The organism is Acidiphilium iwatense, from assembly GCF_021556475.1.
Taxonomy (GTDB): domain Bacteria; phylum Pseudomonadota; class Alphaproteobacteria; order Acetobacterales; family Acetobacteraceae; genus Acidiphilium; species Acidiphilium iwatense.
Genome location: NZ_JAKGBZ010000016.1, coordinates 1 through 22455, shown reverse-complemented (window position 1 = coordinate 22455; position 22455 = coordinate 1). Strand labels below are relative to the sequence as shown.

General features: G+C 64.2%; 24 protein-coding genes and 1 pseudogene. 17 read left to right on the top strand and 8 right to left on the bottom strand.

The annotated features are described in order from the left end of the window. The first annotated feature begins 91 nt into the window (after positions 1-91). The 4 genes from L2A60_RS09875 to L2A60_RS09860 all read left to right on the top strand — a co-directional run bounded on the left by L2A60_RS09875 (position 92) and on the right by L2A60_RS09860 (position 5170). Positions 92-559: a GatB/YqeY domain-containing protein gene (locus L2A60_RS09875; RefSeq protein WP_235704214.1), complete on the top strand. Its 468-nt coding sequence runs from the start codon at positions 92-94 to the stop codon at positions 557-559. Continuing rightward, positions 556-2334 carry a DNA primase gene (gene dnaG, locus L2A60_RS09870; RefSeq protein ID WP_235704213.1) on the top strand — a complete coding sequence of 593 codons (1779 nt, stop codon included), beginning with the start codon at positions 556-558 and terminating at the stop codon, positions 2332-2334. Before L2A60_RS09875 ends, dnaG begins: the two co-directional genes overlap by 4 nt. A gap of 36 nt (positions 2335-2370) precedes the next feature. Further along, positions 2371-4290, top strand: a complete 1920-nt coding sequence (gene rpoD, locus L2A60_RS09865; RefSeq protein ID WP_235704212.1) for an RNA polymerase sigma factor RpoD — start codon at positions 2371-2373, stop codon at positions 4288-4290. Positions 4291-4576: 286 nt separating this feature from the next. Beyond that, the gene (locus L2A60_RS09860; RefSeq protein ID WP_235704211.1) at positions 4577-5170 is read left to right on the top strand and encodes a GNAT family N-acetyltransferase; all 594 of its coding nucleotides are present in this window, start codon (positions 4577-4579) and stop codon (positions 5168-5170) included. 142 nt (positions 5171-5312) lie between these two features. On the opposite strand, the gene L2A60_RS09855 is transcribed toward L2A60_RS09860, so the two are convergent. Beyond that, positions 5313-5537, bottom strand: coding sequence for a hypothetical protein (locus L2A60_RS09855; protein WP_235704210.1), 225 nt, complete (start codon positions 5535-5537; stop codon positions 5313-5315). A gap of 84 nt (positions 5538-5621) precedes the next feature. Between L2A60_RS09855 and L2A60_RS09850 the strand changes: the two genes are divergently transcribed. Together L2A60_RS09850 and L2A60_RS09845 are read left to right on the top strand one after the other, a co-directional pair. Then, positions 5622-6248 (top strand): antibiotic biosynthesis monooxygenase family protein, encoded by a 627-nt coding sequence (locus L2A60_RS09850; RefSeq protein WP_235704209.1) that lies wholly within the window; start codon positions 5622-5624, stop codon positions 6246-6248. Then, positions 6245-6922 carry an RluA family pseudouridine synthase gene (locus L2A60_RS09845; RefSeq protein WP_235704208.1) on the top strand — a complete coding sequence of 226 codons (678 nt, stop codon included), beginning with the start codon at positions 6245-6247 and terminating at the stop codon, positions 6920-6922. Before L2A60_RS09850 ends, L2A60_RS09845 begins: the two co-directional genes overlap by 4 nt. On the opposite strand, the gene L2A60_RS09840 is transcribed toward L2A60_RS09845, so the two are convergent. After that, positions 6866-8248 (bottom strand): alpha,alpha-trehalose-phosphate synthase (UDP-forming), encoded by a 1383-nt coding sequence (locus L2A60_RS09840; RefSeq protein WP_235704207.1) that lies wholly within the window; start codon positions 8246-8248, stop codon positions 6866-6868. The genes L2A60_RS09845 and L2A60_RS09840 overlap by 57 nt on opposite strands. Then, positions 8249-8959, bottom strand: a complete 711-nt coding sequence (otsB, locus tag L2A60_RS09835; RefSeq protein ID WP_235704206.1) for a trehalose-phosphatase — start codon at positions 8957-8959, stop codon at positions 8249-8251. It lies immediately after the preceding gene. A 143-nt stretch (positions 8960-9102) separates the two neighbouring features. Between otsB and L2A60_RS09830 the strand changes: the two genes are divergently transcribed. From L2A60_RS09830 to L2A60_RS09805, 6 genes are all read left to right on the top strand, one after another. Beyond that, positions 9103-9369, top strand: a complete 267-nt coding sequence (locus tag L2A60_RS09830; RefSeq protein ID WP_235704205.1) for a hypothetical protein — start codon at positions 9103-9105, stop codon at positions 9367-9369. A 265-nt stretch (positions 9370-9634) separates the two neighbouring features. Further along, positions 9635-10882 carry an ABC transporter substrate-binding protein gene (locus tag L2A60_RS09825; RefSeq protein WP_235704204.1) on the top strand — a complete coding sequence of 416 codons (1248 nt, stop codon included), beginning with the start codon at positions 9635-9637 and terminating at the stop codon, positions 10880-10882. A gap of 73 nt (positions 10883-10955) precedes the next feature. Continuing rightward, positions 10956-11840 carry a branched-chain amino acid ABC transporter permease gene (locus tag L2A60_RS09820; RefSeq protein ID WP_235704203.1) on the top strand — a complete coding sequence of 295 codons (885 nt, stop codon included), beginning with the start codon at positions 10956-10958 and terminating at the stop codon, positions 11838-11840. Continuing rightward, positions 11833-12756: a branched-chain amino acid ABC transporter permease gene (locus L2A60_RS09815; protein WP_235704202.1), complete on the top strand. Its 924-nt coding sequence runs from the start codon at positions 11833-11835 to the stop codon at positions 12754-12756. The genes L2A60_RS09820 and L2A60_RS09815 overlap by 8 nt, the downstream gene beginning before the upstream one ends. Continuing rightward, positions 12746-13453, top strand: coding sequence for an ABC transporter ATP-binding protein (locus L2A60_RS09810; RefSeq protein ID WP_235704201.1), 708 nt, complete (start codon positions 12746-12748; stop codon positions 13451-13453). Before L2A60_RS09815 ends, L2A60_RS09810 begins: the two co-directional genes overlap by 11 nt. A 4-nt stretch (positions 13454-13457) precedes the next feature. Further along, on the top strand, positions 13458-14159 hold the full coding sequence (locus L2A60_RS09805; protein ID WP_235704200.1) for an ABC transporter ATP-binding protein: 702 nt from the start codon (positions 13458-13460) through the stop codon (positions 14157-14159). Positions 14160-14262: 103 nt separating this feature from the next. Here L2A60_RS09805 and L2A60_RS09800 read toward each other — a convergent pair whose 3' ends face one another. Both L2A60_RS09800 and L2A60_RS09795 read right to left on the bottom strand, forming a co-directional pair. Continuing rightward, positions 14263-15045: a 3-hydroxybutyrate dehydrogenase gene (locus tag L2A60_RS09800; RefSeq protein ID WP_235704199.1), complete on the bottom strand. Its 783-nt coding sequence runs from the start codon at positions 15043-15045 to the stop codon at positions 14263-14265. Then, positions 15032-15187: a hypothetical protein gene (locus L2A60_RS09795; protein WP_235704198.1), complete on the bottom strand. Its 156-nt coding sequence runs from the start codon at positions 15185-15187 to the stop codon at positions 15032-15034. The genes L2A60_RS09800 and L2A60_RS09795 overlap by 14 nt, the downstream gene beginning before the upstream one ends. A 204-nt stretch (positions 15188-15391) precedes the next feature. On the opposite strand from L2A60_RS09795, the gene L2A60_RS09790 reads away from it, so the two are divergent. The 3 genes from L2A60_RS09790 to L2A60_RS09780 all read left to right on the top strand — a co-directional run bounded on the left by L2A60_RS09790 (position 15392) and on the right by L2A60_RS09780 (position 18036). Continuing rightward, the gene (locus tag L2A60_RS09790) at positions 15392-16147 is read left to right on the top strand and encodes a PAAR domain-containing protein (RefSeq protein ID WP_235704197.1); all 756 of its coding nucleotides are present in this window, start codon (positions 15392-15394) and stop codon (positions 16145-16147) included. Positions 16148-16152: 5 nt separating this feature from the next. After that, positions 16153-17136 (top strand): pentapeptide repeat-containing protein, encoded by a 984-nt coding sequence (locus tag L2A60_RS09785; protein WP_235704196.1) that lies wholly within the window; start codon positions 16153-16155, stop codon positions 17134-17136. Positions 17137-17229: 93 nt separating this feature from the next. Further along, complete coding sequence (locus tag L2A60_RS09780) at positions 17230-18036, top strand: phytanoyl-CoA dioxygenase family protein (protein ID WP_235704195.1); 807 nt, start codon at positions 17230-17232, stop codon at positions 18034-18036. A gap of 15 nt (positions 18037-18051) precedes the next feature. Here the strand turns inward: L2A60_RS09780 and der are convergent, their stop codons facing one another. Genes der through L2A60_RS09765 form a run of 3 tightly spaced genes read right to left on the bottom strand, consistent with a single transcriptional unit; the run spans position 18052 to position 21427 of the window. Beyond that, complete coding sequence (der, locus tag L2A60_RS09775; RefSeq protein ID WP_235704194.1) at positions 18052-19407, bottom strand: ribosome biogenesis GTPase Der; 1356 nt, start codon at positions 19405-19407, stop codon at positions 18052-18054. Beyond that, positions 19404-20747: an outer membrane protein assembly factor BamB family protein gene (locus L2A60_RS09770; RefSeq protein WP_235704193.1), complete on the bottom strand. Its 1344-nt coding sequence runs from the start codon at positions 20745-20747 to the stop codon at positions 19404-19406. The genes der and L2A60_RS09770 overlap by 4 nt, the downstream gene beginning before the upstream one ends. 11 nt (positions 20748-20758) lie before the next feature. Then, a complete protein-coding gene (locus L2A60_RS09765; RefSeq protein WP_235704192.1) occupies positions 20759-21427 on the bottom strand; it encodes a tetratricopeptide repeat protein in 669 nt (222 codons plus the stop codon). A 150-nt stretch (positions 21428-21577) separates the two neighbouring features. Here L2A60_RS09765 and L2A60_RS09760 point away from each other — a divergent pair, with 150 nt between their 5' ends. Continuing rightward, on the top strand, positions 21578-21940 hold the full coding sequence (locus L2A60_RS09760; RefSeq protein ID WP_235704191.1) for a hypothetical protein: 363 nt from the start codon (positions 21578-21580) through the stop codon (positions 21938-21940). A gap of 200 nt (positions 21941-22140) precedes the next feature. Beyond that, positions 22141-22311 (top strand): annotated as a pseudogene (locus L2A60_RS09755) (ISNCY family transposase); the annotation flags it as partial. Between the last annotated feature and the right edge of the window lie 144 nt (positions 22312-22455).

Sequence of the window (22455 nt, the reverse complement as noted above, 5' to 3'; positions counted from 1 at the left end):
GAAATTATTTCCGGTTTGAGCCGGGCGATGATCGAATTAGATGGCCGTCGAATTCGCCGAGCATGGAATTAGATTGAGGTTGGAGGAGATCATGAGCAGCACGTTGCGATCCCGGATGCAGAACGACCTCAAATCGGCGATGCGCGCCCGCGAGGCGCTGCGCGTCTCCACTTTACGCATGATGATCGCGCGCCTCAAGGATATTGATATAGCCTCCCGTCCCAAGGGTGCCGGCACGGTGCCGGAGGCCGAGATTGTCGCGATGCTGCGGGGCATGGTGAAGTCGCGCCGCGAGTCTGAAACGCTGTATCGCCATGGCTGCCGGCCCGATCTCGCCGCCAAGGAAGCCGCCGAGATCGTCATCATCGAGGAGTATCTGCCCCGGACCCTGAACGGTGCCGAACTCGACGCCGCGATCGCCGAGGCGATCGGAACCACCGGCGCCGCCGCCCCGAAAGACATGGGCAAGGTGATCGCGGCGCTGAAAGAGGCGCATGGACCGGCACTCGACATGGCTTCCGCCTCGGCCGCGGTGAAGGCGAAACTCTCGCACGCATGAGCCTGCCCGCCCCGTTTCTCGACGAATTGCGCGTCCGCACGCCGCTGCCGGCCTTGATCGGCCGGCGGGTGCGGCTCGAACGGTCGGGGCGCGACCAGAAAGGCTGCTGCCCGTTCCACAACGAGAAAACGCCATCTTTCTATGTGTATGACGACCATTACCACTGCTTCGGCTGCGGCGCGCATGGCGATGCGATCAGCTTCGTCATGCAGAGCGAGGGGGCGAGCTTCGTCGAGGCGGTCGAGCGGCTCGCCGCCGAAGCCGGGCTGGAGGTGCCGAAGCCGAGCCCCGAAGCCGCCGAGGTGGCGCGGCGCGAAGCCGATCTATCGGATGTGCTGGAAGCCGCGGCAGCAGAGTATCGTCGCCGATTGTTGCTGCCCGAAGGGGCGGCGGCCCTGGCCTATCTGCGTGGGCGCGGGCTTGCCAATGCCACGATCGAACGGTTCGGTCTCGGCTGGTCCGGTGAGGGCAGGGGGGTATTGCTCGCGAGCCTCGGGATCGGCGCCGACCGGCTGATCGAGGCCGGGCTGATGAAGCAGGGCGAGCGCGGCCCGGTCGATTATTTCTTCAACCGGGTGATGTTCCCGATCCGCGACCGGCGCGGGCGGGCGATCAGCTTCGGCGGGCGCCTGCTGGGCGACGGCCAGCCGAAATATCTGAACGGGCCGGAAACCGCGCTGTTCTCCAAGCGCCAGACCCTTTACGGGCTCGATCGCGCGCGCGAGGCGGTGCGCGGCGGTGCGGCGCTGATCGTGGTCGAAGGCTATATGGACGTGATCGCCCTGGCCGAGGCGGGGTTTGCCGGAGCGGTCGCACCGCTCGGCACCGCACTGACCGAAGCCCATCTCACCGAATTATGGCGGCTCTCGCCCCGGCCGATCCTGTGTTTCGACGGCGATGCGGCGGGTCGGCGCGCCGCCTTGCGCTCGGCGGAGCTTGCGCTGAAAGCCCTGACGCCGGATCGCTCGCTCGCCATTCTCCGTCTGCCCGAGCGGGATGACCCGGACAGCTATGTCCGCCGCGAGGGGACGGCATCGTTCGGCGCGATGATCAAAGCGGCGCCCGGCCTTGCCGATACCCTGTTCGACATGCTTGCCGAAGGGGCGGATCGTGCGACGCCCGAGGGCCGCGCCGCATTCCGCAAGCGGCTGGAAGCGGCGGCGCACACCATCGAGGACCGTTCGCTGGCGGGCGAATATCGCAGCGCCCTGGTCGATCGGCTGTTCGCCGAGAAACGCCGGTCGTTCGGGGCTGGCAACGGCAAGCCAACGCGGCCGGTTTCGCTGCCGCGCCCGCCGATCGACGCCGAGGCGATAGCCCAGCGCCGGGCCCGGCTGCTGACCGCGATGCTGCTGCGCCACCCCGAGCTTCTGCCCGATCTGGAGGAGGCATTCGGCTCGTTGGCCCTCCCGGAGGATTGTGCGGGTCTGCGCGCTGCCATGTCGGCCTGGCTGCATGGCGCGGAGACACTTGACTCTAGCGACTTGCTCAACCATTTGACCCAATTGGGTCTTCGGGATAACGCCGATCGTATTGGCGCGACCATCCCGCAGCGTTCTGCGACCAAGGAGGCAGCGTCGCTGTTGGAATTGGAAGCCTCTTGGTATGAAAATTATGGGCTGCTTAATCTTGATCGGCTACGCGAGGAATGTGCCGAGCAGGAACGCCGCTTGGCGCAGAATATGACACATGAAAACCAAGCAAAGCATATCATGTTGATCACCGCTCTGAATCGTGTCGTGCGGTGCGATTCCGATGACCCGGACGCTGCCTGACCCCAATCGCCGTCTTTCTCTGGAGTCCGATATCTTATGGCTACCAAGCAAGCTGCCACGACCGAAACCGCCGCTCCCGAGGCCGAGGCCGACACCGCGACTCTCGACATCCAGTCCGCCTCGGTCAAGCGCCTGATCGCGCGCGGCAAGGAACGCGGTTATATCACCTTCGACGAACTCAACGCCGTGCTGCCCTCGGACCAGAACAGCTCCGAGCAGATCGAGGATGTCATGTCGATGCTCAGCGAAATGGGCATCCAGGTCGTCGAGAGCGAGGAAGGCGAAGACGCCGAAGCGGCACCCAGCGCCGAGAAGGAAGAAGAGGTCGCGGAGGCCGACGAGGAAGCCTCCGCCGGCAACATCAGCGAAACCAGCGGCAGCCGGACCGACGATCCGGTGCGGATGTATCTGCGCGAGATGGGCACGGTCGAGTTGCTGTCGCGCGAGGGCGAAATCGCGATCGCCAAGCGGATCGAAGCCGGGCGGGACATGATGATCGGCGGGCTGTGCGAAAGCCCGCTGACCTTCCGCGCGATCGTCTCCTGGCATGAGGCGCTGAAGGACAGCAAGATGCTGCTGCGCGACGTGATCGACCTGGAGGCGACGCAGGGTGGCGGCGATGGCGGGTTCAACCCGGCAGCGGCGCAGGCCGAGGAGGTCGAGGACGAGGATGAGGGTGAGGGCAGCGGCCTGTCGCTCTCGGCGGTCGAGGAAAAGCTCAAGCCGGAGGTGTTCGAGACCTTCACCGAGATCGAGAAGCTCTACGAGAAATTCATGAAGCTCCAGCACAAGCGGCTGGATGCGCTGACCGCCGGCGAGGAGGCCAGCACCCGCTCGGAAAAGACCTACGAAAAGCTGCGCGACGAACTGGTCGCGAAGGTCGAGCAGGTGCGGCTGCACAACAACCGGATCGAGGAGCTGGTGATCCAGCTCAAGGAGCTGAACCAGCGCCTCAATGGCCTCGAAGGCCAGATGCTGCGGCTGGCGGAGAGCTGCAAGGTTCCGCGCGACGAGTTCCTCAAGGCGTATCGCGGCCGTGAGATGGACCCCGCATGGCTCGACGATGTCGCCAAACTGCCCGGCAAGGGCTGGAAGCTGTTCGTGCCGCGCTATGGCAGTCAGATTACCGAATTGCGCGCGCAGATCGGCCGGATCGCCGCCGAGGCGCAATTGCCGATCGAGGAGTTCCGCCGGGTCTATGCCACGGTGTCGCGCGGCGAGCGCGATTCGACGCGCGCGAAGAAGGAGATGATCGAGGCGAATCTGCGCCTCGTCATTTCGATCGCCAAGAAATATACCAATCGCGGCCTGCAATTCCTCGATCTGATCCAGGAGGGCAATATCGGGCTGATGAAGGCGGTGGATAAATTCGAATATCGCCGTGGCTACAAGTTCAGCACCTATGCGACCTGGTGGATCCGGCAGGCGATCACCCGCAGCATCGCGGATCAGGCACGCACCATCCGCATTCCGGTGCATATGATCGAGACGATCAACAAGCTGGTGCGCACCTCGCGCCAGATGCTGCACGAGATCGGCCGCGAACCGACGCCGGAGGAACTGGCCGAGAAACTGGGGATGCCGCTGGAGAAAGTTCGGAAAGTGCTGAAGATCGCCAAGGAACCGATCAGCCTGGAGACGCCGATCGGCGACGAGGAAGACAGCCATCTCGGCGATTTCATCGAGGATAAGAACGCGATCATACCCTTGGATGCCGCGGTTCATGCGAACCTCAGGGAGGCCGCGACTCGGGTGCTGTCGTCGCTGACGCCGCGCGAGGAGCGCGTGCTGCGGATGCGTTTCGGGATCGGGATGAATACCGACCATACGCTCGAAGAGGTCGGCCAGCAGTTCAACGTGACCCGCGAGCGGATCAGGCAGATCGAGGCGAAGGCGCTGCGCAAACTGAAGCACCCCTCGCGCAGCCGGAAATTGCGGAGCTTCCTGGAGGACTGAGGTTGCGGGTGTGTACCCGATAGCGGTGTGGCCGCGACCGGAGGGATTTTGGCCGCTGGCCAGGAGAGAGGAGCGCGATGATCTTGCCGATCATGAGCGACGAACGACACCGAATCTTTGCGACCTTGGGGCCAAAAGCCCCCGGTCCCTTCGGGCTGCGGCGCAAATCGCGGCTGAGGGCGTTGTCCGGCTTGGCCGATGAACCACATCGTCCTGCGCCGGCCGCCTGCTCAGTCACGATTTTCGCGCCCATCGCGACTCACGCCGCTATCGGGTACACACCCTAATGTTCGATTATGCCCGCGCCCGGCCTGGCGAAGCGACCGATCGGGTGCTGGTGACCGTGACGTTCCTGCGCCTCGACCGCAAGCCGCCGGTGACATGGCGGAAGATGCCGGAAAATGCGGTGCTGGAGCCGATGCGACGCATGGATGTCGCGACCTATCGCGATCTGTACGACCGGGTGGGCCAGGATTGGCTGTGGTGGCTGCGCCGGATGATGCCCGACGACATGCTCGGCCGGTTGCTGGCCGATCCCGCGATCGCCGTGCAGGTTCTGAGGATGGATGGTGTGGTTGCGGGATTTTTCGAACTGGACGCAACGCCGTGGCCCGATGTCAATCTCAGCTATTTCGGGCTGTTGCCGGGGGCGATCGGCAAGGGGATCGGGTTTTCGCTGCTCGGAGCCGCGATCGAACAGGTGTTCGCCGGGCCGGTACGCGGCATGACGGTGAATACCTGCACCGCCGATCATCCGCGCGCTCTGCCGAACTACCAGCGCGCAGGGTTTCGCATCGTGCGGCAGATCAACGAGGTGTGGGACATTCCGCGCCGGCTGGGTTTCGTCGTACCCGAGAGGCTGCGCGGGGCAGCGCCGTGATCACGGCCGGTTCATTACGCTCGAGTGATGCCGTCAACTTTGCGGCTGTTCAGATTCGACGCGTATCATAACGACTGTTGCCGCGGGCATCACTTATCTCCGATCCAGATTCCGATCCTTACGCCTGGGCGGCGACCGTGACCTACGCCAGCGTCACGCCGAATGCTTCGGAGAAACCACGGCGCCCGGCTTGCGTGATCGTGATAGAGCGGCTGTCCTTGATTCGCTCCACCCAACCGAGATCGAAAGCCCGCGTGGCCAGTGCCGCCCCGACCACGCCGGCAAGGTGCGGGCGCCGCTCGCTCCAATCCAGGCACGGCTTACAGAAGGTGCGGCGGCGCTTGCCGCTATACCGGGAGGCGCTCATTTTTCTCGAAGGTCGCGAGGTTATGTCCGAACGGCCGATCACGCTCTATGTGTGACCAGTAGATCGAGAACGGGAGTTTGGTTCATGTTCGCCGTGATTTTCGAGGTTCATCCCAAGCCGGAGCAGTGGGACGCCTATATCGGCCATGCCGGGATGCTGCGGCCCGAGCTGGTCCGGGTGAACGGGTTTGTCGACAATGTGCGGTATCGGTCCAAGCGGCGGGAAGGATGGCTGCTGTCGCTGTCGGTCTGGCGCGACGAGAAGGCGCTGGTGCGCTGGCGCACCCATGCATTGCATCACGCGGTTCAGAAGAAGGGGCGGTTCGAGATTTTCCAGGACTATCACCTGCGCGTGGGCCAGATCACCGTCGATACCGATGATCCCGAAGGCAGCACACTGCCCGAGCAGCGCCTGGATGCCACCGAGACGGGCGCGGCGAAGGTGATTTCCATTATCGAGACGAAGCAACAGGTCGAGCCGCCCGAGGGTGTGGACGGTCTTGTTACATGGGATGCGTTCGAGGCGATCCTGACGCCGGGGGATTTTCTGCTGCTGCTGTCCTGGCGGGATGCCGATGCCGCCGCGCGGTTTGAGCCGCCGGACGGCGCACTGAGCCGGCATGTCCGGGTGATCCGCGATTACGGCATGTACGATCGCTACGAAGCGCCGCAATACTATGAGGACGTGACCCGTCCCGCCGAAATCGAATGATTGCCGTTCCCGCCATTCTGTTCCGGTCGAACCATTTGTTGGTTATCGACAAGCCGGCGGGCTTGCCGTGTCATGCGGGACCGCGCGGCGGGGCGAGCGTGGAGGATTGGTTTCCGCTGTGGCGGCGCGGTCAGGACGGGCCGTGGCTCGCCCATCGGCTCGATGCGGATACCGCCGGCTGCCTTGCCATCGCCCGCCGCAAATCCACGCTTTTGCTCCTGCAACGGGCGTTCGCCGAGCGGCTGGTGACTAAAATTTATTGGGCGGTGGTCGAGGGCGTGCCGGACAAGGCAGCGGGGACAATTGCGCTGGCTCTTGCCAAACGCAACGAAAAATCGGGCTGGCAGATCGTGGCCGATCCAAGCGGCGATCCGGCGGCGACCGACTGGCGGGTGCTGGCGCGGAGCGAAAAGCGGGCACTGCTGGAACTGCGGCCGCGCACCGGGCGAACCCATCAGTTGCGGGTGCATTGCGCTGCGCTCGGCCATCCGATTATCGGCGACCCGCTCTATGGCACGGCGGGAGGCGGGCAATGCCTGCTCGCGCGGCGGCTGGTGCTGCCGCTCGACCCGCATGTCGAGACGGTGGCCTCGGTGCCGCCGCATATGCGGGCGGTGCTACCCGGTGGCGCGTTCGATGAATTTGAGGCGACGCAAAAAGTCACGGCAGAATGACGCCGCCGTGTGCTTGCGGATTTTGGCGAGAAGGGCCGCGTGCCGGGTGATGCGTTCGTCCTTTTCCATGATCAGCGCCGCGTGCATCGCGTCGGCGACGGCGTCGGCGTCGTAGGGGTTGACGATCAGCGCCTCGGTCATGTCTTCGGCGGCGCCGGCGAAGCGCGACAAAACAAGGACGCCGGGATCGGCCGAATCCTGTGCGGCGACGAACTCCTTGGCGACGAGATTCATGCCGTCGCGCAGCGGCGTCACCACGCCGATCCGCGCGAGCCGGTAGAACCCGGCGATGGTATTGCGGTTGACCGCGCGGGTCATGTAGCGCAGCGGCGTCCAGTCGAAATCGGAATAGGCGCCGTTGATGTCGCCGGCCTTGCGGTCGAGCTCGCGGCGCAGCGACTGGTAGCGATCGACGTCCTCGCGCGAGCGCGCGGCGATCTGCAGAAAGCTGATCCGGCGCAGATGTTCGGGGTGGCGGTGCAGCAACTGGCCGAACGCGTCGAAGCGCTGCGGCAGGCCCTTGGTGTAGTCGAGCCGGTCGACGCCGATGGCGAGGTCGCGCCCGACCAGGCTTTCGATCAGGCGCTTGGTCTCCGCCATGTTGGCGGCGCGCTTCGCGGCCTGGGCGAAGCCGTCCGCGTCGATGCCGACCGGGGCGACGATGGTTTCGGTGCGATGGCCCTGATGGATGAAGCCGTTTGTCGCGTCGGGCGCGGCACCCATGCAGGAGGCGGCGGATTCGAGAAAATTCATCCGGTCGCCATGGGTCTGGAACCCGACCAGATCCGCCGCAGCCATCGCGCGCACCAGGACCGAGGCCGACGGCAGCACGTGAAGCACCGCAGGCGGCACAAACGGGATGTGGAGAAACAGCCCGATCCGGTTGCGCACCCCGCGCTGGCGCAAGGCTTCGGCCATGGTGAGCAACTGGTAGTCGTGAATCCAGACGATGTCGTCCGGCTTGAGCAGGGGGGTCAGGCGGTCCGCGAAGATTTCGTTGACCGCGAGGTAGCCTTCGTAGTCATCACGCCGGAATTCGAGCAGCCCGGTCCGGTAATGCAGCAACGGCCAGAGCGAACCGTTGGAGAAGCCGACATAGTAGCGGTGGTAATCCGATTCGCTCAGGTCGATCGTTGCGTAGGTGACGCCTTTGTTTTCGACGATCGTGGCAGCGTTCGACGTGGCCGGCATGCGCTTGCCTGACCAGCCGAACCAGACCGATCCGGGGGTCATCGCATCGGCGAGGGCGACCGCGAGACCGCCGGCGCGCGCGCCGCGTTCGGTGGGCATCGACACCCGGTTCGAGACGACGACGAGGCGCGACATTCAACCCTCTCCGTTCATGCGGACCTCGTTCAACCACGCGCGCACCGATTTTGTTTCGCCGCCGAAATCCCGCGCGACATGCAGGCCGATACCGCCCAGCGCCTTTGCCGCGTCGATCGCCGCCTCGTCGGTGACGTCGTCGCCGACGAAAACCGGGATTTTATCCGCGAACGGCCGATGCCGCATGAACCAGTGCAGCGCGCTTCCCTTGCCCGCGCCTTTGGGGCGGATTTCCCAGGCCATATGCGCGCCGAGAAGCTCGACCGAGGGATCGCCGGTGATCATCGCCTCGATCATCGCACGCAATTCGGGCCCGCGTTCGGGGGCTTGGCGGAAATGCGCGACCAGCGTGTAGGTTTTCAGTTCGATCGCGACGCCCGGCATGGCGAGGGCCGCCTGTTCCAGCGCCGCGCACCATTCGGGCCGGTTGGCCGATTGCGCGACCGGACGGGTGATCGTTCCGGTCGCGTCGCGCAGCAGAAATCCGTGTTCCGCGCCGGCCGGCAGGATCGCGCCGGTCACCGCGTCGATATCGACGAGGGTGCGGCCGGACAGGATCGCCAGTGCGCCGTTTCTCTGGGCCGCGAGGCCGGTGAGGAGCGATCCGAGGCCAGGCGGCACCTCGACATCCGCCGGCGTGAGCGCGAGATCGAGAAGCGTGCCATCCAGATCGAGGAACAGCGCGTGGCGGTGCGTGAGGGCCGGTTTCATTGCGGAACAGATGGGGAAGTGGCGGCACCGGATCAAGCAATGCCGCGCGGGAACCGCGATTGCCGCACGATTGCCAAGAGTTTACTTTGGCTCCAGCCGATTCCCTCTTGCCGAAACCGCTTCGCGGCGCCACGATACGTGTCATGAACCAAGGCAATGGTCCCGTCATCGATATGACGCTGGAAGGCGACTTCCCGGAGCGGCCGAAGCCGTCCCTCGGGGCGATCATGCTGCGGCTTGCCGCCTTCGCGCTGTTGCTGGGATTCGGCGCGCTGGCTTTCTGGCTCGCGGTGTTCACCGTGCCGGTGCTGATCGTGGCCGGTCTCGTCTGCTACGGATTGTTCCGTTTGCAGATGGCGCGGCACGGCGTGCGGTTTCGCCCGATCATCGTGCGGACGACGCGGCGCTGAAGGCGCCGACGGAAATTGTACGATCGCTGTTTTCTCCGCGTGATGGATTGCTTCGGTGGTTTCACCGCCTCGCAATGACCGGTTCTGGCTGTCGTTGCCTTTAAACAACGTCGAGTTGTAGCTGCTCGTCTGACCAAAACCCGATTTCGCGAGATCACGCTGCTGCGATGGGGCTTGATCGCGCGGCGAGCCAAGATTACAAAAATTTTGCGTTGACGTAAGTTTTTTTGAAATATTTTCTACTCAGGGATCGGGGGAGACCGAAATGGCCAAGTCGAAATCAAGGATTGCGGCGGCTTGCGTGGCCGGTGCCGCGATGTCGGCGCTGGCGGCGGGGAGCGCCGGAGCTGCGACCGCGCCGGCGGTACTGAAGATCGGCACGCTCTATGCCAGCAGCGGATCGTTTGCTGTCGCGTCCGAGGGGCAATATCAGGGGCTGCAATTCTGGGCGGCAGGGGTCAACAAGGCGGGCGGCGTGTTCGTCAAGGCATTCGACAAGAAAATCCCGGTCAAGATCATCGCCTATGACGATCAGAGTTCGACCGCGACCGCGACGACCCTGTACAATCAGCTCATCACTCAGGATAAAGTGAACCTGCTGGTCGCCGATTTCGGCTCGGTGCTCACCTCGGTCGCGGTGCCGCTGGCCGCCGAGCATCATATGCTGCTGATCGACCCGACCGGCTCGGGCGCGAATTTCTTCACCAAGAAGACGCACTACCTGGCGGATGTCAGCATTCCGGCTTCCACGGTCTGGCCGATCCCGCTCGGTGATTACCTGCTGAAGCAGAAGATCAAACGCGTCGCGGTGCTCTACGGGTCGAACGATTTCGATGCGTCGCAGGCCAACACATTGAAAGCGGTGCTTGCCAAAGGCGGGGTGAAGCCGGTCTATTTTCATGGAGTGCCGACCTCCGAGTCCAACTACACCGTGCTGCTGCACACGATCGCGGCGCGCCGGCCGGATGTGGTGATCGAACTCGGCTATCCGCCGAACGACATCGCGTTTCTGCGCGCGCTGTCGGGCAGCGGGCTGCATTTCAACATGACCTTCACGATTTTCCCCGGCCAGTTGCTCGCTCTTCTGACCAAGAATGTCGGCGCGAAGACGCTCGCTTATACCTACACCTATCCGACGCCGCCGCTGGTGAAATTCAGCCATGTCACGTCGGGGCTGAACACCGACGATTTCGTGAAGACCTATACGGCGGCGAAGCATGAGGCGCCGAACTTCCTGAACGCGGCGGGCTACAATACCGGCGTCATCATGCAGGACATGCTGAAGACCGCGCCGCAATTCACCCAGATCTCGTTCGACCGGGCGCTGCTGGGGATGTCGGGCAAAACCAAGACCCTGCTCGGCGCGTTCAAGATGACCGATCACGGCGCCCAGCTCGGCGAGCTGCTGCCGGTGGCTCAGCTCGTGCCGCAGGGCAAGGGCAACAAGATCGTCGTGGTCTATCCGAAGGCCAAGGCGACCGGCAAGGCGGTCTATCCGGCGCCGAAGACATAACGGAACGTCAGCGAGACCCGGCAGGCGGCAATCCTGCCGGGTGATTTCCGCCCGGTTTTGAGAGGCTGCAATCATGGTGGGCTTGCTCGAATACGCCGTGATCGGCGGCATATTATACGGCTTGTTCTTCAGCCTGATCGGCATCGGGCTGAACCTGATTTTCGGCGTGATGCGCATCATCAACCTGGCGCACGGGCAATTCATCATGCTCGGCGGGTTCGGGGCGTATCTGCTGTCGCGCGATCTCGGGCTCAACCCGCTGTTCGGGATTCCGCTGGCGATCGCGGGTGCGATCGTAATCGGCTATCCGTTGTACTATGCGGTGGTGCCGCGCCTGCAGAAGAGCCACGACCCGGAGATGCTGTCGTTCATCCTGTTTTTCGGCATCGCGCAGATCATCGAGGCCTTGGCGGTGTTCGGCTTCGGCGCCGACCAGCGCTCGCTGCCGGGCGATGCGCTGGGGGCCGGCAATCTTGGCGTGCTCGGGCAGGAATTTCCCGATAGCTGGTGGGTCGCGGTGCTGGTCAGCGTGCTGGCGATCGGCGGTTTGTATGGATATTTCGCGCGAACCAAGCTCGGCTATGCGACGCGGGCGATCATGGCCGATCGCGACGAAGCGCGCGCGACGGGAATCAATGTCGATCGGGTTTCCGCCATCGCCTTCGTGATGGGGTTGGCGCTCGCCGGCGCGGCTGGCGTGTTCGTGCCCTATCTGCTCGGGTCGGTGTCGCCGGATATCGGCACCGGCCTGACCACGACATCCTTCGCCATCATCATCATCGGCTCGCTCGGCAATCCGCTCGGCACCGTGGTGGGCGGCCTGGTGTTCGGCCTGGGCACAATGCTGATGCAGACATTCTACGCGTCCTGGTCGAACCTGGTGCCCTATGTGCTGCTGGTCGTCATCGTGCTGATCCGCCCGAGCGGCCTGCTCGGCAAGGCGGTCCGCCATGCGTGATCGGGGAGCGTGGCCGGGGATCGTCGTCGTTGTGTTGCTGGCGGTGGTATTCCTGATCCTGCCGCATGTTTACGGCAATCAGTCATTGCTGTTCCAGATGATGACGTTCGTCGTGCTTACCCAGGGGCTCAACCTGCTTTACGGGTTCACCGGCTATCTGCCGTTCGGCTATGTCGGGTTCTTCGGCGCCGGCGCCTATGCGACATCCTTGCTGGTTCTGCACACGGATCTGCCGGTGATCGCCTGCGTGATCGGCGGCGGGATCGGGTCTATCGTGATCGCGATCATTCTTGGGCCGCTGCTGCGGCTTTCCGGCGCGTATTTCTCGATCGCCAATCTCGCGGCGTCGCAGATCATGTTCTTCGTCGTCTCGAACGGGAATTTGTCGAAAATCACCGGCGGGCCCTATGGTTTGAAGATCGACCGGGTCTATGCGCCGGAGGCGAGCTATCTGACGATGCTGGCGATATTGCTGCTCGCGACCGGGTTGGCCGCCTATTTTCGCGCATCCCGCTTCGGTCTTGGCTTGCGGGCGATGACGCAGGACCCGGTGAGCGCGGCGATGGCGGGAATCGACGTGGTGCGCCAGCGCGTGCTGGTCTGGCTGGCCTCCGCCGGGATCGCGGGACTGGCGGGCGGCACCTATGCGTGGAACCTGTCGGTATTCTATCCCGATGCGGTGTTCACCCTGCAGATCAGCGTATTCGCCATCGTGTTCGCGCTGTTCGGGGGCGTCGGCACGGTGATCGGGCCGATCATCGGCGCGGCGTCGCTCTATCTGCTCTATAACGGCATCGGCATTTCGTTCCCGCAGGGTTTCGAACTGCTCTACGGGGCGTTGATCGTGCTGCTGGTTCTGTTCCTGCCGAACGGCGTATCGTCATTGCTGACGCGGAGGGGTGTGCGTGTCTTCTGAACCGCTGCTCAGGCTGGATGGCGTCGGCAAGGCATTCGGCGGCAATATCGTGCTCAACCGGTTGAGCTTTTCGGTCGAGCCGGGGGAAATCGTCGGGCTGGTGGGGCCGAACGGATCGGGTAAGACCACCGCGATCAACCTGATTTCGGGCGTGCATCGCGCGGATGCCGGGACAATCCGGTTCCAGGGGCGGCCGGTGCAGGGGCTGGCGCCGTTCCGGCTCGCGCACTTGGGAATCAACCGAACGTTCCAGGTACCCAAACCGTTCCGTGAGATGGGCGTGCGGGAAAATATCGAAGTGGCGGCGCATTTCGGCGGGGCGCGCGGGATGGATGCCGATGCTGTGCTCGCCGAGATCGATCTCGCCGGCCATGCGGCGATTATGGCCGGAGGGCTCACGGTCAATCAGCAGAAAATGCTGGATCTGGGCCGCGCCCTGGCGACCGATCCAAAATTGCTGCTGATCGACGAGATCGGCGCCGGGCTCAATCCCTCGGAACTCGGCGCGATTGCGAATCTGCTCCAGCGCCTGGCCCAGCGCGGCATCGCGCTGATCGTGGTCGAGCATCTCCTCGATTTTCTCAATCGAATCACCAACCGGGTGATCGTTCTCGGCGCCGGGCGGATGCTGTTCGAGGGGACGCTGAAGGCGGCGTCCGAGAACCCGGACGTGGTCGCCGCGTTCATCGGGGGTTAGCGGGATGGCATTGCTCGAACTCGGCGGCGTGACATCCGGCTATGGCGCGATGCAGATTCTCTGGGGCATCGATCTCGATGTCGGCGCCGGCGAAACGGTGCTTCTGCTCGGGGCGAACAGCGCGGGCAAGACCACGCTGCTGCGCACGATCATCGGTTTGCTGCCGTGCTGGAGCGGGTCGATCGCTTTCGAGGGCGAAGCGCTGCAGACCCTGCCGCCGGACCAGCGAATCCGGCGCGGCATCGCGTTCATGTCGGAACTCGGGGTGTTTCCCACGTTATCGATCGAGGAGAATATCCGGCTCGGTGGGTATTTCCTGAGCGATGCGCAAGTGCGCAAGCGCGGCGCGCTGTTGTTCGACCTGTTTCCCGATCTGGCGAAAAAGCGGCGCGACCTCGCGGCGAGCCTGTCGGGCGGCCAACGCAAGATGCTCGGAATCGCGAAAGTTCTGGTCTCCGAGCCGAAACTTCTCCTGATGGACGAGCCGTCGTCGGGTCTGGCGCCGGTGTTCGTCAAGCAGGTGATCGAGGTGCTGAAAACAACGATCGGGCACGGCACGTCGCTGCTGATCGCCGAGCAGAACGTGGCATTTCTCGCCCTCGCCGATCGTGGATTCCTGATCGATGGCGGGCGGGTGAAACTCTCGGGCACGCGCGCCGAGCTTGAAGCGAGCGACGCGGTGCGCGAGGCATATTTCGGCCTGTGATGTCGATCAGGCCAGTGTCCCGATCCTGAGGGCGCTCAACCATGGATTGCTTCGCTGCGCTCGCGATGACGTTTCGAACTCGTTCCGATATCGGTCTTCCGGTTCATTGCATGAACCAGCCATGGCTGACGACGAGCGACTGACCGGTGAGCGCATTGGTCGGGAAGCCGGCGAAATGCAGCACCGCCGCGGCGACATCCTCGACCGTGGTGAATTCGCCATCGACGGTGTCGCGCAGCATGACGGTGCGGATCACCGCATCCTCGGTGATGCCCAGCGCCTTCGATTGTTCGGGGATTTGTTTATTCACCAATGGCGTGCGCACATAGCCGGGGCAGACCACATTGGCGCGCACGCCGAATTCCGCGCCTTCCTTGGCAACGACCTTGCACAGCCCGATCAGCCCGTGCTTCGCCGTGACATAGGGCGATTTGAGCCTGGACGCTTCTTTCGAATGGACCGAACCGATATAGACAATCGCGCCGCTTTTCTGGGCGTACATGTATTTGAGGCATGCCCTGGTGGTGAGGAACGCGCCGTCGAGATGGATGGCGAGCAGCCTCTTCCATTCGGCGAACGGAAATTCGTGGACCGGGTGGACGATCTGAATACCGGCATTGCTGACCAGAACGTCGATCCGGCCGAATTTGGCGCCGACCGCGTCGATTCCCGCCTGCACCCGCGCTTCGTCGGAAACATCCATCGCGACCGCGAAGGCTTCCGGCCCCAGTGCGCCGATCTCGCGCGCGGTTGCCTGTGCCGTGTCGAGATCGAGATCGGCGATCACCGCGTGGCCGCCTTCGCGGGCAAATTGCTCCGCGATCGCGCGGCCGATGCCGCTTGCCGCTCCCGTAATCACGCCGACCTTGCCGTCAAATCGCGCCATGCTGGAACTCCTCGGTTTCGATTGATGATTCCGTCTTTATCCCCGATCGCCGGGATGCCGAAATCCCGCAGGCGAGACCGGGCATCGCCGCGATGCCGTCAGTCAGTTCGCGCGCGACTTGGCTCAAGGTGGAAAAGGCCATGCTCTACGACGCGCTCCGCCGCCGATCATCCTGTTCCATGGACCGACCACCTGATTGCGGTCTTGCCAGGACCGCTTGGTCGGGCAAGATTGCCTCATGGCTGGAGAAAAGCCCGCGGCGCGGATCACCGACATGCACACCTGCCCAGCCAGCGACGGGCCGGTGCCTCATGTCGGCGGCCCGATCGTCAAGGGCGCGCCGAATGTGCTGATCGGCGGGCTGCCGGCGGCAAGGGTTTCCGACCTGGTGACCTGCGTGGGGCCGCCCGATACCATCGTGATGGGCTCGCCGACGGTGCTGATCGGCGGAATGCCGGCGGCGCGGATGGGCGACCAGACCGCCCATGGCGGGGTGATCGTCGGCGGAATGCCGACCGTACTGATCGGCATGGGTGGCGCGGCCGGTGGAACGGGTGGTACCAATGCGGGCGCGCCAACGATCACCCTGGTATCGGACACGACCACGCCCCAGAGCCCGCCCCTGACCCGCGAGCAGGTCTACCGGCACCTACAAGACCATACCACCAGCGCCGCCGGGAAAATCGATCGGGGGCCGGATAAGGACGTGTACACCGATCGACAGTTGCGTGCGATCAAGAAAGACCCGAACGCGCGAGCGCGGTTCCGAGGCACTCAGATCGACAAGGAGGCACGTGACCAAGTTAGAAAAGATGACGCTTTAAACAAGCGAATCACGGGGAAATCCAATCGTGGCCCAGATTTCATCGACAAGGATACGGGCGACCAGTACGACATGACCACCCAGGGCCAACTCCAGGCGCACCGGCTGAAATACGGTGATGACCTGATGCATCTGGATACCAGCGGCAAAACGATCGACCCGCAGCCGCCAATGCCTCCGCCGAAAATTGCTCCCGCCTCATCTCAAGGTCCGCCGGACACCCCGATCATGCCCGAGGAACCCGAAGTACCAATCATCGACGATTTTCTGATACCGTAAGCATTATGACCGAACTTTCCGCATCCCGCCCGCCGAAGCGCCATACCGCCAAGCAATTCACCGAATGGCGCGAGCGCTGGGCCGGGATCGATCCCGACGAGGCGCTGCGGACCCAACCCTTCGGCAGGACCGAGGACGGGCTGTTCGATCTGCGGGGACTGCGGCTCTGCCCTCCAGATGCGCGGCGCAAGAAATCGTTGAACCATGCCGTGTTCAAATCGTGCGATTTCACCGCAGGGTCACTTGCTGAAACGGTCGCTGAGCACAGTGTCTTTCAGGATTGCGTCTTTGATTATGCCGATATGAACGATTTCGGGGATTACGGCTGCACCTTCATCAATTGCCGGTTCTATCGCTGTGAGTGGCAGGTTGGGGCCATTGGTTTTGATTATAACACCAGCAAGAAGGACGAATATCAATCACGCTATATTAATTGCCACTTTGAAAACATAAAGCTTGCCAAGACAAGCATCGGCGATCCGCAGTTTGTTAACTGCGTCTTCGTGTTCAAGAAGCTGAGCGGGGTGGATTTTGGATGCAGCGGCTTCGTGAACTGCCGGTTCGAAGGAGCTTTCCAGGACCTCACATTCCGGGGAAAATATTCAGACGAGAAAGATACCGCCCGCAAGGGCGTGCCGGAACTCGCCGGTTTCACCGAGGTCAGCTTCGAGAAGGCTGCCCTGCAATGGATCGATGTCCGGGCGGAGTTTCCGTTCCGCTCGGTCAGGATGCCTGCGGACGGCAGCGCCTTCATCGCCGACATGCCGAAACTGTGCCAAGAACAGCAGGTAATCGCCGGTCAGCTCTCCGATCAGCGGTCACAGGAAATTCTTGCCAATTACCTTGATGTTGGCTGCCTACGTATCGACACTCAGCCACAGGACATCATTTCACGCTACGACCTGTTCGAGTGCTGTGAAAAAGGCGAAGAAGCGTTGGTTGGCCCAATCTACGACCTGCTCAAGCAGAGTTACGAGATCTCCACCTGAACCGGGATCAAGTAAACACAGGACGTTTCTGATTTGTTCATATCTGGCGTACGTAAAATGCTTTCATGTCTTAAGCGATCAGGAGCGAGACCGATGAGCACAGCGACATTGCCGACCCAGGACCAGATCGACAGCTTCCAGAGAGATGGCGTCGTGCTGGTGAGGGGATTGTTCGGGGATTGGGTCGAGACGATCCGCGCCGGCATCGAGCGCAACATGAGCGAGCCGGGGCCGTACGCCGCCGAGAACCTTAAAGCGGGCGAAAGCGGCAGGTTTTTCGACGATTATTGCAACTGGACCCGGATTCCCGAGTTCGAGGCGGCGATCCGCGAATCGCCGGCGGCCGAGGTGGCGGCCCGGCTGATGGGATCGCGGACCGTGCAGATCTTTCACGACCACGTTCTCGTGAAAGAACCCGGCACGTCGAAGCCGACGCCGTGGCATCAGGATAGCCCGTATTACTTCGTCGAGGGCGAGCAGACCGTCAGTTTCTGGTCGCCGATGGACCCGGTTGGGGAAGCTTCGCTGCGATGCGTCGCGGGTTCGCATAAATGGGCAAAGCCGGTCTTGCCGACGCGCTGGCTGTCCGAGGAGAATTTCTACCCCGATGAAGGTGCCTATATGCCTGTTCCCGACCCCGATGCGGAGCCGGGGAAATACCGCGTGCTGGAATGGGAGATGCAGCCGGGCGATGCCGTGGCATTCAGCTTCAAAACCCTCCATGGCGCGCGGGGCAACGATGCCACGACGCGGCGGCGCGCGTTTTCGCTCCGGCTTCTGGGCGATGACGCGCGCTACGTGACCCGGCCCGGCCGCACATCGCCGCCGTTTCCCGGGCACGGCATGGCGGACGGGCAGAGGCTGCGCGAGGACTGGTTTCCGACGATCTATCGCGCCTGACCGCGTGCGCCTGGATCAGTCCTCGGCGTAAGGGTTTTTGGTGCCGCGAAGGGAGAGGCGGATCGGGGTGCCGGGCAGATCGAACTGGTCGCGCAGGCTGTTCACCAGATAGCGCTGATAGGTCTCCGGCGTCGCTTCGGCGCGGGTGCCGAACAGGGCGAAGCTGGGCGGCCGGGCCTTGACCTGGGTGATGTAGCGCAACTTGAGCCGGCGGCCGTCCACCAGGGGCGGCGGGAAGCGTTCCAGCGCGCCCTCGAACCAGCGGTTCAGCGCGCCGGTGGAGACGCGCTTGTTCCAGATTGCATCGGCCTCGCGCACGGCGGGCAGCAGCTTTGCCATGCCTTCGCCGGTTTCGGCGGAAAGCGGCACGGTGACGATGCCCTTCATTTGCGCGAGCGACGAGTCCAGCCGGTCCTTGATTGCGCGACGGGTCTTGTCGCGATCTTCGACCAGATCCCATTTGGTCAGGGCGATGACGCAGCCGCGGCCTTCGCGTTCGACGAGCCGCGCGATATGCAGATCCTGGTCGTGGATGCCTTCATGCGCGTCGATCGCGAGGATCACCGTGTCGGCGAATTTCAGCGCCTCGATGGCCGAGGAGGTCGAGAGTTTTTCGAGACCGGGTTCGACGCGCGCGCGGCGGCGCAGGCCGGCGGTGTCGAACAGGCGGTAGCGCGTGCCCTTGGCGTCGGTGAGTTCGGCGGCGATGGCGTCTCGGGTCAGACCGGGTTCGGGGCCGGTGATCGTGCGCTCCTCGCCGAGTAGGCGGTTGAGCAGGGTCGATTTGCCCGCGTTGGGCCGGCCGATGATGGCGAGATGGAGCGGGCGGGCGCCCTCGCTTTCCGTATCGCCGGACGCTTCGGGCAAGGTTTCGACGATCTGGTCGATGAGGTCGGACACGCCTTCGTTATGTTCGGCGGAAATCGCGACCGGTTCGCCGAGGCCGAGTGCGTAGGCTTCGAGGGCGGCCGCACCACCGCCTTTGCCCTCGGCCTTGTTGGCGACGACGATGACCGGCTTGTTCGCACGGCGCAGCCAGGCGGCGAAGTGTCGGTCCTCGGGCAGCAGGCCGGCGCGCGAATCGATCATGAACAGCACGAGATCGGCCTGTTCGACGGCGGTGCCGGTGGAGGCGCGCATCCGGCCCGGCAGGCTGGCGGGCGGCGCTTCCTCGAGCCCGGCGGTGTCGATGAGCTGCACCCGGCGGCCGGCGAGATCGCCCCAGGCTTCCTTGCGGTCGCGCGTCACCCCCGGCTCGTCGGCGACCAGAGCGATCCGCTTTCCCGCGAGACGGTTGAACAGGGTCGATTTGCCGACATTCGGCCGCCCGCAGATGGCGATGCGCGGCGGGCGGGATTCAGGGACGGTCATCGATACGCGGTCAGCACCGCATTGCGGGTGAGGACCAGAAGATTGCCGCCCGCGGCGATCGGCGCCATGTCCGCGACACCGTTGAGCCCGAGCGCGCGGTCGGGCGGGGTGAGCAGAACGCCGGTTCGCGCGTCGACCACGATCATCCGGCGATCCGAGCCGGTCAGGATCAGCCCGTTGCCGGCCAGCAGCGGGCCGTGCCAGGAAATCGGGCCGGAATCGGTCTTCGGGTTGCGCCAGGCGGGCAGGGCGGTAACCCAGGCGGTATAACCTTCCTGCATATGGATCGCGGCGAGGCGCTGATCGTCGGTGAGCAGGAACAGCCAGTCGCCGGCGATCGCGGGGGTTTCGGCGCCGCCCGCGCCGTGCCCCCAGATGCGCCGGCCGGAGCGCAGGTCGAACGCAACGGTCGAGCCGGCGAGGCCGGTTGCGACCACCAGATTGCCGCCGATCACCGGGTTGGCGACGATGCTCGATACGTTGAGCGGGTTGGTCACGTCGTAGCCGGCGGCGAGGCTCTGTTCCCAGAGAGCCGAGCCGGTGGTCGCGTTGATCCCGGCGAGCAGGCCGGTGCCGAAGCCGGCCACCACGACGCCCTGGTCGTAGGCGGGCGCGCCCGCGCCGAACATCGAGTTGGAGGAAGAACCGGTGGGGAAGCGCCAGGCGAAATCGCCGGTTTTGGCGTCCAGCGCGGTCAGGGTGTTGTCGAGCAGGACGATGTAGATCTGCCCGCCGCCGATGGCGGGGGCGGAGCGTGCCGGTTGATCGAGCTTCTTCATCCAGTGCGCCGCGCCGGTTGCGGGATCGAGCGCGCGCAGTTCGGCGAATCCGGTGGCCACGTAGAGTATCCCGCCGTCGATCGCGAGGCCGCCGCCGAAGGCGAAGCTGGTATTGTGCCTGGGCCGCATTTTCTGGCGCCAGAGATGCCGCCCGGTTTCCAGGGCGACCGCATCGACGAAGCCGTTGGCGTCCATGGTGAAGACGCGCCCATTGGCGACGACCGGCTGGGTGTGCAGCGAGCGGCGATAGGTGCCGCCGGCGCCGATGCCGGTTCGCCATGCCTGCGCCAGCCGCGCGGGGAGCGAGACGGAGCCGGGGTTGTGCCGCGCATTGGCGCCTGCCTGCGTCCATGCGTTGAGCGCGGCTGATGGCGGAAGCCGCACCGGCGGGGCGGCGGGGTTCGCGACCAGAGGTTGGTGCGGCGGAAGCACCGGGATTTTCACGCCGGGCACGGGTTTCTTGGTCGAGCCCTCGAACAGGCTGCACCCCGAGAGCAATCCGGCGGAAAGCAGCATCGCGCTGCGCCGGCCGAGTTTGGTCATCGCGCGTGATTCAGTCATGTTGTGCTCGATTATCCGTTCAGTTTGGCGATGAGGCCTTCGGCCAGATTGCGCAGATTGGCCGGGGCGGCCGGATCGGCGGAAACGCGATCGAGCAGCGATTTCGCTTCGGCATTCTTGCCCGCCTGCATGTCGAGCACCGCTGCGTTCACCTGGGCGAGATCGTGCCACGGGTTCGACGGTGCCATCAGCGGCTTGAGCCGGGCCATCACCGTGGCATCGGGAGTGACGCCCATGGCGTGCTGCGCCCAGAGCAGATTGGCGAGGCCGCGCAGTATCGGCCCGGCGCCGCTGGCGGACGCGCCGAGCCGGTTCCACAGCGCCTCGGCGGATTGGGCATCGCCGGCGGCATTATAAAGCGCGGCGGCGCGGAAGCGCGCGAGGGTCGCGTAGCCGGCCGGTACCTTGGCCGCGAAATCGACCAGCGCCTTCGCGTCCTTGATCTCGCCGGCCTTGGCGAGGCCTGGGCCGGCCTGGGCGATCCGGTCGGTCAGGGCCATGTATTGAGTGGCGGCGCGGACGTTCTGGCGATGCTGATACCATTGCCAGGTCTTCCATCCGCCGATGCCGATCAGCACCAGCACCGCGGCGGCGACGAACGCGCCGGCATAGCGGGCAAGGAATTTCCGGGTGCGCTCGGCACGCAGATCGTCGGCGACTTCGTCGAAAATATCGGGCACGCGCGGTTTCGCTCCAATACGCGCGCAGGGTTGGCGGGGCTGCGCGCAAAGTCGTTCAAGGTAAGGCGGGCGGACCATAGCGGCGCGCGGGGCATAGGGCAACGTAACCCGATTTTCATTTTTTCAAGGCATTAAAAGGCGATGCATCGCTTGCTCGTTTTCCTGTGCCTGATTCCGCTCGCCGGCTGCGGCCTGGGCGCCGGCGCCGAGGCGGGAATCGGCGTCGCCGGCAACGTGCTGGCGATCACCACGATTCATCGGACCGTGCCCGATGCGGTGATCTCGCTGGTGACCGGTAGGGATTGCTCGATGGTGCGGCTCGACCGGGGCAAGAGCTATTGTCGGCATCCGCACCCGCTGCCACCGCCGCCGCCCTATTGCACGCGCACGATCGGACAGGTGACCTGCTGGGCCGATCCGGCGATGCTGCCGGATCACGCACCGCAGGTGGCCGAGGGGCCGGACGTGCTGAGTTCGGCGCAGATCGCCAATCGGGATCGGCGGTGGCCGTAGCCGGTCAAAACTGGATTCAGGCGCTTGGACATGTGCATATCACCGAATAGAGATGTCACCGGCCTCACCGTTTGGAATGTCACAAGCCTTCCCTTCGGTTCAGGCGCTGAGGGTGACGGCGGATGACGATGATTACGATGAGCCGCAAGGAGCTCTCTCGGCTGCAGGTTCTGGTCGGCTTGGCGGACGGTCTCCCGCGCGTCGATGACGCCACCAGCCGCCTGATGCACCTCAACTTCGTCGCCAGCGAGAGTGCGTTCGCCTATTTCCAGGCCGCGCGCGCGTAACTTGAGGATCATGGCAAGCCGATCGCGCTCTACAACGACAAGCACTCGGTATTTCGCACCAACAAGCCGGAGGCGGCCGAAGGAGTGAACCGCGCCGGGAATCCCGGAGGCCATTTTGTTTGACTCAGGCGACCATAGCCATCTCGTTCAGTTGTTCATAGTAGCGCGCCTCGGCCTCGGCGGGTGGGATGTTGCCGATCGGCTCGAGGAGACGCCGGTGGTTGAACC